This window comes from Paenibacillus favisporus, from assembly GCF_040545415.1.
Classification (GTDB): domain Bacteria; phylum Bacillota; class Bacilli; order Paenibacillales; family Paenibacillaceae; genus Paenibacillus_AQ; species Paenibacillus_AQ favisporus.
Map to the genome: position 1 here is coordinate 44,348 of NZ_JBEPLV010000006.1, position 12,103 is coordinate 56,450.

Here is a 12,103-nt window from a genome sequence, read left to right on the forward strand (position 1 = left end):
AAGGTTGTTTCGCTTTGATCTCAACTTGTTTCCGACTTGTAAACTTTTAGCGATGGATTTTGGAGACAGGGGAATTTCACTCTATTCCATAGAACTAATATCAGGGATTCGTATTTTTTCTCGCTTGTTTTGAATCTTTTGATACTCCATTAATCTACATACAACATATAACGAGTATGATGGATTTGATTTGCCGGAAGCAAGCACCCCAAAAATAACGCTAGGGAGCGATTGGCTTGAAACCTGAACCACAACAAACCTTAGAAGCTACCAATGCAAAACCAGGCTCACTCTGGGAGGTGCTTCGCGTCTCCACCAAATTAGGCCTGACCTCCTTTGGCGGTCCGATCGCCCACCTGGGTTACTTCCATGACGAATACGTTCGGCGCCGGAAGTGGATGGACGAAAAAGCCTATGCGGATCTTGTGGCCCTCTGCCAGTTCTTGCCCGGTCCGGCAAGCAGCCAGGTCGGAATCGGAATTGGCATCCTCCGGGCGGGCCTGTGGGGCGGTGTGATGGCCTGGCTGGGCTTTACGCTGCCTTCCGTGATCGTGTTGGTTCTGTTCGCCTTATTGCTTCAAGGCTTCGATATCGCGAATGCAGGCTGGATACATGGGCTTAAAATCGTGGCTGTCGCGATTGTAGCCCAGGCTGTGCTGGGCATGGGCCAAAAGCTGACCCCGGACCGATCCCGGGTCACGATCGCCGTTGGCGCTGCTGCGCTTGTGTTATTATGGCCGACAGCCTATACTCAAGTGCTCATCATTGCCGCAGCTGGAATACTAGGACTGTGGCTGTACAAAAAGGGTCTGGATCCTGGCAGTCAGAGCCTGCGGATGCCGGTGGGCAAACTTTTCGCGATCGGCTGTCTTGTTTTGTTTTTCGGCTTGCTCGCTGCGCTGCCGCTCTTAAGACAAATGTTTGACATCCAATGGCTGGCCCTGTTCGACAGCTTCTACCGCTCGGGGTCATTGGTTTTCGGCGGCGGACATGTCGTACTGCCTTTGCTGGAGCGCGAGGTTGTGCCGACGGGCTGGGTAAGTCCGGAAGACTTCCTTGCCGGTTATGGGGCGGCACAGGCCGTTCCCGGCCCGCTGTTTACTTTTGCAGGATACCTCGGGGCGATGTCAGGCGGAATCACAGGTGCAATTGTAGCGACAGCTGCTATCTTCTTGCCTGCTTTTTTGCTGGTTGCCGGAGCGCTGCCGTTTTGGAACGGCCTCCGAAACAGCCCCAGGGTGCAAGGTGCGCTAATTGGGATTAACGCTGCCGTAGTCGGCATCTTGTTAGCGGCGTTCTATGTTCCGATCTGGACGACGGCCATTACGGCACCGGTTGATTTTGCCTTGGCTCTATTGTTATTTATCCTGCTTGTCTTCTGGAAGCTCCCGCCTTGGGTTGTCGTTCTTGCAGGTGCGTTAGCCGGAATGATTATCGGATGGATATGAGTGGATCTTAGAGGCTGTCGTATATATGGCCAAAAACGAAAAATCCCCTTCGAGCAAGCGTAGCGCTGCCATCAGCACCTGCCTGCTTAAAGGGGATTTTCGCTATGTTCGGGCTATCCGTAAACGTTGGGCCAAAGCGCCTTTGTCCAGCCAACCTCGTTTGCCGAATCAGCCTCTTCTTAGAAAGATAAACCGCAGCCCGGCCAGCCCGACCAATCCGATCACCAGGCTTACCCATGGGTGGACAGTGAAGACCGGCAGCATGGTCCGCATCGAGAACCCGATGATCATGACGATGATCAGGATGATCAAGTACACCCCGATCGCCTTTAAATCGATCTTGGGCTTGCCGGAGCCCTCATCGCTGCCTGGTTTATTCAGGGTCTTGGTGACGAGCTCGGTCAGCAGAATCGAGCCTGCGGCCAACACGATCAGTGCCAGCAGGCTGATCCGATTGATCGGTTCCCCTGCATAGCCGCTCCACTCGGCGACCAGTCCGAACACCGCCTCGACCAAAAACAGAAATGTGAACGCCGCCCAAGGAATCATGATGTAATAGGCGGCTCCCTCGATGGCTTTACGCTTCGGCAGCGCATCCGCGATACTGCGGGCACAGGCTGCCGGATCTTCGCCATACAGCTGGGATGCCGTGCGGCCGGCTTCCTGGGCCTTCAGCACGTCCGAAGCCACTTCGAGCAGCTTCTTCTCGGCCTGCTGCCGGTCGGCCCGGGTGCTGCGCACCGCGATGATGACATCCTCCACGTAATCCCGGTTCGCGGGGGTCATGCGTTCGCGTAGCCGGTTATTTTCTTGAATCATTTGCTTGATCGTCATTCTGTACGCTCCTCCATATACCACAAGTATAGGAACAGCCCCGGCCGTTTGCAAGGCAGCCTTCAAGGGATACCGCCCCTCTATTCCTTGAAAAAGAGCATTTCATAGTGCACCGCCACATAGATGATGGCGATAATGACGCAGACGATCAGGACGATCGACAGCGGTTTTTCCTGGGCAAACGTCATGACATGGTCCCACATGGATGATCCATCCCCTCGCAAAAATGATAAGTAGACCTAGTTTCTGCCGCGCGTCTGTTTTCCATGCAGGCAAGGGGGATATGAGGTGCAGCAATGGTCCATAGCAACGCTCCACCGCCCAGAAGTAGTCTCCCGTCTCCCTCCATTTTGTGAACATTTAACGCCCGCCGAATAATCCGCCCGGATGCGCGTGACAATAGGTCAATATGCACCAAATATTTAATCTGACCAGGGGGTGACCTTGTCGTGAGCGACAATTTTAAGCAGAAATATGTGTGGGACAGCAAGAGCAGAGGATGGATCGTGGAAATGGCCGCGCTGGGGTCACTGAACGGGTCCGAAGCAGCGGCCGAACAGGCACGGACAAAGGGAGAAGAAGGCGGGAAGCCGTCTGTATCCGGGCAGGAGGCTGGGCAAGCGAATCGCATCAGCGATCACGAGCTTCGGGGCGTTGGCCCGGTCGATGTCGGCAACGGCATGCGGGGCGTAGGTCCGGCAGCCGAAGATAACGGAATCGGGCCTCGGACGGCGGGCGCATTCACTAGCGAAATGGCCGAGGAGCCGATCGAAGCTTACGGCTGGCTTAATGAGCCGGAGTCCAGGGAGGAGCGCGGCAGCTGGCATCCGCAGAACGTGCTGGAAGTAAGTCCGGAGAACAGCCTGCTGACCGATTGGGAAGGCCGGGAGGAAACCCATTCGATGTTCCGCCGCAGTTACGAATAGAGGCATAAGCCGCTTTTTCAATTGACACTCTCCACCCCGTGGTGATAAGATAAATTCCGATATCACATTAAACTTATCGGAATTATCAATATATAAATTTTACGGGGACGGAGGAGTTATGATGGAGCGGAATATTACGATCCGGCACGAACAGGAGGAGCTGGCGGCGAGCCTGCATTATCCGGTGAAACAGGAAGGCAAGGAAGGCCGGTCCAAGGACCGCGTCCCGCTGGTGATCATCTGCCACGGGTTCGTCGGGAGCCGGATCGGCGTGGACCGGCTGTTCGTGAAGACCGCGCGCGAGCTGGCGCGGGAAGGATACATGGTGCTGCGCTTTGACTATGCCGGATGCGGCGAGAGCAGCGGGAGCTACGGGATGGAAGGGCTGGAGTCGATGATCGCCCAGACCCGGACGGTGCTCGATTACGGCATGAGCTGCGTGGATGTCGATCCGACGCGCGTCACCTTGATCGGGCACAGCCTGGGAGGCGTGGTGGCCATCCTGACGGCTGTCCGCGACCGCCGCGTCAAGAGCCTGGTGCTGTGGTCGTCGGTCGGATATCCGCTCAGCGATATTTTGAAAATCACCGGCAGAGACGTGTACGACACCGCGGTGAAATCCGGGTACTCGGATTATCTGGGCTATGACTTCACCCCGGGATTCTTCGACTCGCTCGGACAGTATCAGCCGCTGCAGGAAGCGGTGAAGTTCGGCGGCGACGTGCTCATCATCCATGGAACGTCGGACGACACCATCCCGGTGGACTATGCGTTCCTGTATCAAAAGGTGTTCTGGATGCGCAACGAGGGCCGCTGCGACAAGGAGATCATTTTCCAGGCGGACCATACGTATTCCTCCGGACCTCACCGCAGACAGGTAATCCACTGCACGAAGGAGTGGCTGAACGACCAGGAAGCCGTTCAACAGGAATGGCAGCACTGGATGATCTAGAACGTTACGAGGTTCGGTTATCTGGGGCAGACACCAGGTTGGTAGGCGTGGATAACGAGGCGGGGCGGCGATCCAAGGCAGGCGGGCGGACCGTATGTTCGGGCGGAAATTGGAAATCTCTCTGCATACACGGTACAATAGAAACAGCAACGTATACTGGCGTGTGGAGGTTGACATCGATGACATTACCAGCACTATTTGTAGCCCACGGTTCACCCATGCTCGCTTTGGAGGATCACGAGTACTCGCGGTTTTTGGAGACTCTGGGACGGGAGCTGCCTGCCCCGGAAGCCATCGTCGTCTTCTCGGCACATTGGGACAGTCCTGAGCAATCGATGACAGTGGACGAATCTCACGATACGATGCATGACTTTTACGGATTTCCTGATGCGATGTACGAGCTCCGCTACCCGGCTAAGGGGTCGGCAGCCGTCACTCAAAGAATCGCCAGCCTGTTCGAAGCAGGCAATCTGCACTACGAGCCCGTTCTGGGACGCGGTCTGGACCATGGCGCTTGGGTCATCCTGAGCAAAATGTACCCGAACGCGGATATCCCGGTCATTGAGCTGTCCGTGGATTCACGGCGGTCACCTGAGGAGCAGTACGCCATTGGCGCGATGCTGAAGGAGCTGCGGCAGGACAACGTGCTGATCATCGGCAGCGGCGGCCTCGTTCATAACTTGCGGCTGATCAGTCAGACGGATGAACCGGAAGCCTGGGCGGTCGAATTCGACGAATGGATTGCCCGGAATCTGGAGACCTGGAACCTGAAAGAGCTGTTTAACTACGACAAAAAAGCACCGCATGCGCGCGAAGCCGTTCCGTCCTACGGGACCGAGCATTTCGCTCCGCTGTTCTACGCGATGGGCGCAGCGAGCGACGAGGCGAAGGCCAAACGGCTGATCCAGACGTACCAATATGGAAGCCTCAGCCTGAACTGCTGGATGTTCGGCGGGTCTTGAACCGAACGGAAGGCTTGCAGCAAGATTGCATATTGAAGTGGACCGGCGAGCGCCGAAAGTCCTGTGAAATATAAACGAGCCGGCATCCTTGCCGGCTCGTTTCTTGTTTGAACGGGGGAACGTTCAAAAACAGTATATGGGGAAAGCGGCGGTCCGCATCCGTCCATCCGGCCGTCCGCGGGATTCGCGCTTCAGCCGAGTGGACGGTGCTGGTTGCGGGCCGTCCGCTTGCTCCTGAAGTTAAGCGGCGCCCTTGCTCTTGCCATTCATGCCTGGTGCGGGTGCCGGCGTGGGATCCATGCCGTCATGATGCCGGTGGAACAAGCCGCGGAGGTAAGGCAGTACCCAGCGGTCCAGACCGATGCGGCCGGCGTTGGCGGCAGCGACGACGATGAACATTTCAAGCAGCAGCATTTGTGCGTTGGTGCTTACGGTGCCCGAGAAGAGGAACGCCGCGTTCATCACCATACCCATCAGGGCGGCGAAGGTGGTGAAGGTGCCGAGGATCAGCCCCAGGCCGACCAGCGTTTCGCCGAGCGGGATCAGGACGTTGAAGAATTTGACGCCCGGCAGGGCCGCGTGTTCCAGGAAGGCTGCCCACCAGCCTTGAACGGCCGGGTGATCACCGGTACTTTTGGCAATCGCCCCCTGCAGGAATCCGCCGGCATCGAAGCCTCCGGTCAGTTTCTCGATACCGCCCTTGATCCAGCTGTACCCCAGGTAGATCCGGACGATGGTCAGCAGCCAGCTTGCTACTTTGTGATTTCTAAGCCAATGGTTGAACATGATTTGTTCCACTCCTTTAATTTCTTTGGGATGTGTTGCTTTTGTAAGATGATCATCCTTGATGTCTTTATTATAAGTGAAAAATTTCACAACAACTGTGATATACATCACACATCCAACAAAATACGAAAAAGATTTCAGTTATGTTTAAGCTTCGGACGCTAAGCTGGATTTATCCGAAAAACGGGATGTTTTAGCAGTCGAAAAAAATAAATAACCTTCAATGTAGCCGTACCCGGAGTACATTCCCTCGTGTGTCTCTCAGGTTATGCCTGTAGTCCGCCGCAGTGTGGTCCGTCAATCTGCATGGGATCAGGATCAAACGCCCGCTAGTGCGAGTCCGTCGGCCACCCAATCTGCCTGAAAACACAGACAGATGCCGCCCTTTTGTGATTAAATGGAAGGAAAGCATGTGTGGACGAGCCACACAAAGACAGCAGGGGATGACCGGGAGTTTACGATGAAGGGATGAATCCAAGCGAATGAACGATACGTGGAGTACAGGCTGGAGGAGGCTGGCAGGCACGCTGCTGTGCCTGACGCTGAGCGGCTCGCTCTTGGCCGCCTGCACCGAGAAAGCGGCGGAGGCGCCGCAGCCGCCCGCCGCCGGGGAGCAGCAGCCGGCGCAGGACGAGCCGGCGCCGGAGGAGACCGCGCCGCCGGAAGCGGCGGAGCAGGAGCCGGCGGCCTATACGGCGCCGCTGACCGGTCTGCCGGTGGAGCAGCCGGCAGACAAGAGGCCGCTGGCGGTGATGATCAACAACGCGCCGGCGGCACGGCCGCAGTCGGGCCTGAGCCAGGCCGACATCGTCTATGAAGTGCTGGCTGAGGGCGGCATCACGCGGCTGATCGGCATCTTCCAGAGCCGGGGCGCCGAGGAGACGATCGGGCCGATCCGCAGCATCCGCCCGTATCTGATCGATCTGGGCGAGAGCTACGGCGGCGTGCTGGTGCACGCCGGGGGCAGCAACGACGCCTACGCGATCATCCAGCGCCAGCACAAGGAGGACCTGGACGAGATCAGCAACGCCGGGCCGTACTTCTGGCGCGACAAGAGCCGCAAGGCGCCGCACAATCTGTACTCCAATGCGGACAAGCTGCGCGAGGGAGCGGACAAGCGCGGATACGCGGAGCATGTGGAGCTGAAGTCGTATCCTTTTCACGATCCGGCGGACGACAGCGTTCCCGAGGGTGAGGACGCTGCGGGCGTCGACGTCATCTTTTTGCTCCAGAGCTATAAAGTTTCCTATAAATATGATACCGCCACCAAGCTCTATCAGCGCTTCATTAACGGCAAGCCGCATATCGACCTGAACAACAACGAGCAGCTGACCGCGGCGAACGTCATCGTGCTGGGTGCCGACCAGAAGGTGCTGGACGATGTGGGCCGGCTGGACATCGATGTATCTTCCGGCGGGAAGGCCGTGCTGCTGCAGCGGGGCAAGGTGCTGGAGGGCAAGTGGGTGCGCGCCAAAGGGGATGTCATCCGCTTTGTAAAAGACGGCCAAGAGGTGCCGCTCTATCCGGGAACCACGTATTTTAACATCGTGCCGAATGCGCCATCTTTCGACAGCCATCTTCAGCTTCTCAAATGACGGAAAAATAGGGGAAGGATGGCGAATCCTTGCGGGAATTGCCATTCCACCGGATATTTTGACAGGGAATGGGTAAGTTTAATATATAAATTCGGCAGCGAGTTTACATTGCATTAAAATTGAAAGCCGCTTATCTTTACAAACCGTAGGACGGATTGATAAGATAACAAGGGTTGTCATTCTCATGTTTTTGCGGTGTTTATGCAAACTTATGTAAAGGGGTTATCGTATGAGATTGAAGAAAAAGGACATATTTTTCCAAACCCTGGAGAATATGGCCGATACGATTGTGCAGGCTGCCGATTATTTCGCCCAGCATGTGGACAATCTGCAAGATGTGCTTGTTTTTGCCAACGAAATGAAGAGATTCGAGTCGCAATGTGACGATTACACGCACACGATTATTACAGAACTCAACAAGACATTCATTACGCCCATCGAACGTGACGACATCATGGACCTGACAACCACCATGGATGATGTGATGGACGGGCTGGAGGCCTGCGCTTCCCGTTTCGACATGTACCATCTCCCGGATCCGGATGAGTATATCGTGCAATTCGCGGAAATTCTCCGTCAGTCGGCTTATGAAATTCAGAAAGCGATCCACCTGCTGTCCCAGAAGAAGCTGCTGGCCATGCGTGAATATACGATCCGCCTGAACGACCTGGAGAACCAGGGCGACGAGCTGCTTCGTATTTGTATTAAAGAGCTGTTTGCGAAAGTGACCGATCCGATCGAGCTGATCAAGCGCAAGGAAATTTACGAACGCCTTGAGACGACCACCGACGCTTGCGAAGACGTGGCCAACATGCTGGAATCGATCATTATGAGCAACTCGTAAGGGGTTTTGGAGACACATGGAGACATCATTATTTGTACTTACCATAGTCATCATTCTGGCGCTGGCGTTTGACTTCATCAACGGTTTCCACGATACCGCGAACGCGATTGCCACGTCCGTATCGACACGGGCGCTGAAGCCGCGGACGGCGATCCTTCTGGCGGCGGTCATGAACTTTGTCGGCGCGATTATGTTTACGGGCGTCGCGAAGAAAATCGGCGGCAGTGTCACCGACCCCTCGACGCTGAATAACGGGCTCGAAGTCGTCATAGCCACGCTGCTGGCGGCGATTATTTGGAACCTCGTCACTTGGTGGCTCGGCATTCCATCCTCCTCGTCGCACGCACTCATCGGTGCGCTGGCCGGAGCGGTGTACGTCGGAGCAGGCGCAAGCCATATCAAGTGGAGCGGTTTTACGGAAATTGTGGAGGGCTTGCTGTTATCCCCTCTGATCGCTTTTGTCATCGGCTATATCGTCATGACGATTCTGAAGTGGATCTTTGCCAAACGCAGCCCGCATACGGTCAATAAAGGCTTCCGGTTTATGCAGATCATTACGGCGGCGCTGCAGTCGTTCACGCACGGCACCAACGATGCGCAGAAGGCGATGGGGATCATTACCTTGGCACTGGTGACATCGGGCCATTTGAAAACGCTGGAAGTACCGCTCTGGGTTAAAATCGCTGCAGCGACCTCCATGGCGCTCGGCACGTCCATCGGCGGCTGGAAAATCATCAAGACGATGGGTACGAAAATTTTCAAAATCGAGCCGATCAACGGCTTTGCGGCAGACTTCTCGTCCGCTTCCGTCATCTTTACGGCAACGCTCCTGCACCTGCCAGTCAGTACGACGCACGCAATTACGTCCGCTATTCTCGGCGTCGGCAGCGCGAAGCGCTTTTCCGAAGTGAAATGGTCGCTGGCCGGAAGAATCGTCATCACCTGGTTCATTACCATTCCGATTTCAGCGGTGTTGGCGGGCATTATCTTTAAAATCTTTTTCTAATCGTGGTTAATCTCATATATATAGATGTACACATTTGGAGTAGAGTGGGGGCCAATCGTCAAAGGGTTGGCTTTTTTGTTGCGCAAAAACATCGCCGGCGTGACTTCATTCGAACGGATGCTGTACAATACTAAGATAGATCAGAACATACATATAAAGTGCTCCGCTTCTGCCGGAGCCGCAACATAAGCCGCTAGAGGGGAGCTTCGCTGAACGCCGATGATACGCACGCTTGCCATTACCCATACCCATGAAGTGCTGACGGGAATTTCGCTGGAAGAAGCCCGGATGGAGGACTATGCCTGGATGTGGGTGGATTTCAACGGTCCGACCGAAGAGGAATCCGCCCTTTTACATACGTATTTTCATTTTCACCCGCTGGCGGTCGAGGACTGCATGCATGTGCTGCAGCGGCCGAAGCTGGATATGTACGAGGATCTGCAGTTCTTCGTTCTGCATGCGCTTGATCCCGATACCCTCGGGGTGGATGAAGTGGACCTCTTCCTTGGGCACGACCTGCTCGTGTCCTTTCATCTCAAAGAGCTGCCGGTCGTCGACGACGCCTGGGAGCAGATCCTCCAGCATGCCCATGACCGCAAAATCTGGGCGCGCGGCCCGGTATCTTGTGCCTATACGATCATGGACCACCTGGTGGACCGCTATTTTCCGAGTTTGTACAAAATCGAGGATGAGCTGGCCGACCTGGAGAACCGCGGCGGCAAAGAGTCGGTCGAGGAGCTGATGAATCAGGTGTTCGACCTGCGCGGCCGACTGCTGAAGCTGCGGCGGACAATCGTGCCGATGCGCGATCTGCTGTACCGGGTTGTTAACTCCCAGCATGTCCAGAACAACAGCGAGCACAAAGTGTATTTTGCCGATATTTACGACCATCTGCTCAAGCTGACCGACATGATCGAGGCCGACCGCGAAATGACCGCGGACCTGCGCGACAGCTACATCTCGCTCAATTCCAACCGGGCGAACGCAATCATGAAGACGCTGACGGTCATTACCGTCATCTTCATGCCGCTGACGCTCATCGCCGGCATCTATGGCATGAACTTCGTCAATATGCCCGAGCTTAACTGGAAGTACGGCTACCCCGCCGTCATGCTGCTCATGTTCTTGCTTGGGGCGGGCATGGTGCTGTGGTTCACGAAGCGCGGATGGTTCAAATAGGAATAGAGCGGTAAAGGATTTAAAGAATCGCGTCAGGCTAAGAGGAGGTTAAAGAAGAACGGAATGCATCATGCCAAAAGAATGTTATAGTGGGAACGGGATGGGTTATGCAATTGAATGTTAAAGTAGAACAGGCGGCAGGACAAGACAACGTATGGAAGAACGGAATGCGCCAGGCCAAGCACGGAAGTGGAGAGACTTCTGAGCCGGGACCTGGCGCTTGTATGTTCTTTGGGCATGATATGGTGGCGAAGAGGGAATCATCGTTATTCTTTCGGTAAAATAGGCGACAAGAGGGTATCGATATTGTGAATGGTGAGTACGATAGGGCATGAGGTACGATATGGCACCGGTTTATGACACCGGCTCATCGCACTAACGAAGGCTTCGTTCGACACTTAAACGGCAATGGTAGTGGATTTTTTGGCGTCAGCTGCGCTTCTTCTTGGATGTTTTTTTCGACGTGCTCTTCTTCGACGACGATTTTTTCTTGGAAGACGATTTCTTGGACTTCTTTCTCCGGCGAGGTCTGTACTCGCCATCATTGCTGCTGTTGGTTTTGCCTTTACCGAGACCCGCGAACAGTTTAAACATCGGGGCGATCTGCTGCATACCGGTCATCACCTTCTGGAATTTGCCGACGGAGTTCACAATGCCGTCGATGCCGCCCACCCGGTCGATCAGTCCCTTGAGGTCGCCGAGCTGGGCGAGGGAGAAGCCGGTTTTGGCGGTTTCGGCTGCGGCAGCGACCGGTGCGGCCGCTGCGGCTGCAGCTGCAGCGGGAGCAGCAGAGGCGGCTGCGGATACTGGCGGGATGATCTCCGCTGTACCTGCCAACCCTTCAGGTCCGTAATAAGGCGCAAACCCGGGAGCGCCTCCGGGTAATCCGCCGGGTGCTCCAAAGTCCGGATAGCCTTGAATGCCGGGATACGGGGACGGTGGATATGGGGAGGCAAATTCGTTCAGCGAGCGGTGGTCAGCTTTGGGCTTTGCCTTTGACTTATGGTAGTAATGCTCAGGCATGGTATCACTTTCCTTTTTGGAATGATTTACTATACTGTATGTGCTGGGCAAACATAATGTATGGACGTTAGCCCGGTAGACAGGGATAGGAGCGGAAACGGGCGGATGCCCAGGCGGCGCGGAAGCAGCGGAGAAACGGTCGGCAACGTTGGAATGCGGCTTATTTTTGCTTGACCCTGACACTAATGTCACGGTTTATAATGAGCTCATCCCAAACAGAAAAGGAAGATGCCGTGATGGATATTTCGACCCAAGAAGAACACATGATTCAGGCGCTGCGTGAGGTGGCATTACCTCCACTATTTGTGCTCATCCGGATTCGGAACGATATTTTAAATGACACGGTCAATATCGAAGAAGGACGGAGAAATGAGATCGTAAACACGTTGGAACGATACATCGCCCCGCTTTGGGAGGATTATCATAAGGAGAAGAACGCACAAGCTAATGAAGGAGCTTCGAATCCGGAATGAATGGACACGACACAGAGAAGGAGCTTCGGGTCTGGAATGAATGGACACGACATAGAGAAGGAGCTTCGGGTCTGG

13 protein-coding genes are annotated in these 12,103 nt (G+C 55.2%); 9 read left to right on the forward strand and 4 right to left on the reverse strand.

The annotated features are described in order from the left end of the window. The first annotated feature begins 236 nt into the window (after positions 1 to 236). Positions 237 to 1,448: a chromate transporter gene (locus tag ABID47_RS24135; RefSeq protein WP_354500521.1), complete on the forward strand. Its 1,212-nt coding sequence runs from the start codon at positions 237 to 239 to the stop codon at positions 1,446 to 1,448. A gap of 168 nt (positions 1,449 to 1,616) precedes the next feature. On the opposite strand, the gene ABID47_RS24140 is transcribed toward ABID47_RS24135, so the two are convergent. Next, positions 1,617 to 2,282 (reverse strand): DUF1129 family protein, encoded by a 666-nt coding sequence (locus ABID47_RS24140; protein ID WP_354500523.1) that lies wholly within the window; start codon positions 2,280 to 2,282, stop codon positions 1,617 to 1,619. An 80-nt stretch (positions 2,283 to 2,362) separates the two neighbouring features. After that, entirely contained in the window at positions 2,363 to 2,485 is a 123-nt protein-coding gene (locus tag ABID47_RS24145; protein ID WP_256992987.1) for a hypothetical protein, read from the reverse strand. A gap of 246 nt (positions 2,486 to 2,731) precedes the next feature. Here ABID47_RS24145 and ABID47_RS24150 point away from each other — a divergent pair, with 246 nt between their 5' ends. From ABID47_RS24150 to ABID47_RS24160, 3 genes are all read left to right on the forward strand, one after another. Next, positions 2,732 to 3,208 (forward strand): hypothetical protein, encoded by a 477-nt coding sequence (locus tag ABID47_RS24150; protein ID WP_354500526.1) that lies wholly within the window; start codon positions 2,732 to 2,734, stop codon positions 3,206 to 3,208. A 121-nt stretch (positions 3,209 to 3,329) separates the two neighbouring features. Beyond that, complete coding sequence (locus ABID47_RS24155; protein ID WP_076176789.1) at positions 3,330 to 4,160, forward strand: alpha/beta hydrolase; 831 nt, start codon at positions 3,330 to 3,332, stop codon at positions 4,158 to 4,160. A 179-nt stretch (positions 4,161 to 4,339) separates the two neighbouring features. Continuing rightward, a complete protein-coding gene (locus ABID47_RS24160) occupies positions 4,340 to 5,122 on the forward strand; it encodes a DODA-type extradiol aromatic ring-opening family dioxygenase (protein ID WP_116233601.1) in 783 nt (260 codons plus the stop codon). A 240-nt stretch (positions 5,123 to 5,362) separates the two neighbouring features. On the opposite strand, the gene ABID47_RS24165 is transcribed toward ABID47_RS24160, so the two are convergent. Further along, positions 5,363 to 5,908: a DoxX family protein gene (locus ABID47_RS24165; protein ID WP_105442486.1), complete on the reverse strand. Its 546-nt coding sequence runs from the start codon at positions 5,906 to 5,908 to the stop codon at positions 5,363 to 5,365. Between the two features lie 482 nt (positions 5,909 to 6,390). Here ABID47_RS24165 and ABID47_RS24170 point away from each other — a divergent pair, with 482 nt between their 5' ends. From ABID47_RS24170 to corA, 4 genes are all read left to right on the forward strand, one after another. Beyond that, entirely contained in the window at positions 6,391 to 7,503 is a 1,113-nt protein-coding gene (locus ABID47_RS24170) for a DUF3048 domain-containing protein (RefSeq protein WP_354500529.1), read from the forward strand. Between the two features lie 229 nt (positions 7,504 to 7,732). Continuing rightward, complete coding sequence (locus tag ABID47_RS24175) at positions 7,733 to 8,347, forward strand: DUF47 domain-containing protein (protein ID WP_076176785.1); 615 nt, start codon at positions 7,733 to 7,735, stop codon at positions 8,345 to 8,347. Positions 8,348 to 8,363: 16 nt separating this feature from the next. Then, positions 8,364 to 9,353 carry an inorganic phosphate transporter gene (locus tag ABID47_RS24180; protein ID WP_354500531.1) on the forward strand — a complete coding sequence of 330 codons (990 nt, stop codon included), beginning with the start codon at positions 8,364 to 8,366 and terminating at the stop codon, positions 9,351 to 9,353. A gap of 219 nt (positions 9,354 to 9,572) precedes the next feature. Continuing rightward, positions 9,573 to 10,532: a magnesium/cobalt transporter CorA gene (corA, locus tag ABID47_RS24185; protein WP_076176783.1), complete on the forward strand. Its 960-nt coding sequence runs from the start codon at positions 9,573 to 9,575 to the stop codon at positions 10,530 to 10,532. Positions 10,533 to 10,961: 429 nt separating this feature from the next. On the opposite strand, the gene ABID47_RS24190 is transcribed toward corA, so the two are convergent. Beyond that, a complete protein-coding gene (locus ABID47_RS24190) occupies positions 10,962 to 11,555 on the reverse strand; it encodes a hypothetical protein (protein ID WP_076176782.1) in 594 nt (197 codons plus the stop codon). Between the two features lie 236 nt (positions 11,556 to 11,791). On the opposite strand from ABID47_RS24190, the gene ABID47_RS24195 reads away from it, so the two are divergent. Further along, on the forward strand, positions 11,792 to 12,028 hold the full coding sequence (locus tag ABID47_RS24195) for a hypothetical protein (RefSeq protein ID WP_354500534.1): 237 nt from the start codon (positions 11,792 to 11,794) through the stop codon (positions 12,026 to 12,028). The last annotated feature ends 75 nt before the right edge of the window (positions 12,029 to 12,103 follow it).

What these genes read in the sequence shown, in the direction of transcription:
- ABID47_RS24160 (WP_116233601.1), top strand. Translation starts at nt 4,340, where the DNA reads ATGACATTACCAGCACTATTTGTAGCCCACGGTTCACCCATGCTCGCT.
- ABID47_RS24140 (WP_354500523.1), bottom strand. Translation starts at nt 2,282, where the DNA reads ATGACGATCAAGCAAATGATTCAAGAAAATAACCGGCTACGCGAACGC.
- ABID47_RS24180 (WP_354500531.1), top strand. Translation starts at nt 8,364, where the DNA reads ATGGAGACATCATTATTTGTACTTACCATAGTCATCATTCTGGCGCTG.
- ABID47_RS24195 (WP_354500534.1), top strand. Translation starts at nt 11,792, where the DNA reads ATGGATATTTCGACCCAAGAAGAACACATGATTCAGGCGCTGCGTGAG.
- ABID47_RS24190 (WP_076176782.1), bottom strand. Translation starts at nt 11,555, where the DNA reads ATGCCTGAGCATTACTACCATAAGTCAAAGGCAAAGCCCAAAGCTGAC.
- ABID47_RS24145 (WP_256992987.1), bottom strand. Translation starts at nt 2,485, where the DNA reads ATGTGGGACCATGTCATGACGTTTGCCCAGGAAAAACCGCTGTCGATC.
- ABID47_RS24155 (WP_076176789.1), top strand. Translation starts at nt 3,330, where the DNA reads ATGGAGCGGAATATTACGATCCGGCACGAACAGGAGGAGCTGGCGGCG.
- ABID47_RS24175 (WP_076176785.1), top strand. Translation starts at nt 7,733, where the DNA reads ATGAGATTGAAGAAAAAGGACATATTTTTCCAAACCCTGGAGAATATG.
- ABID47_RS24165 (WP_105442486.1), bottom strand. Translation starts at nt 5,908, where the DNA reads ATGTTCAACCATTGGCTTAGAAATCACAAAGTAGCAAGCTGGCTGCTG.
- corA (WP_076176783.1), top strand. Translation starts at nt 9,573, where the DNA reads ATGATACGCACGCTTGCCATTACCCATACCCATGAAGTGCTGACGGGA.
- ABID47_RS24170 (WP_354500529.1), top strand. Translation starts at nt 6,391, where the DNA reads ATGAACGATACGTGGAGTACAGGCTGGAGGAGGCTGGCAGGCACGCTG.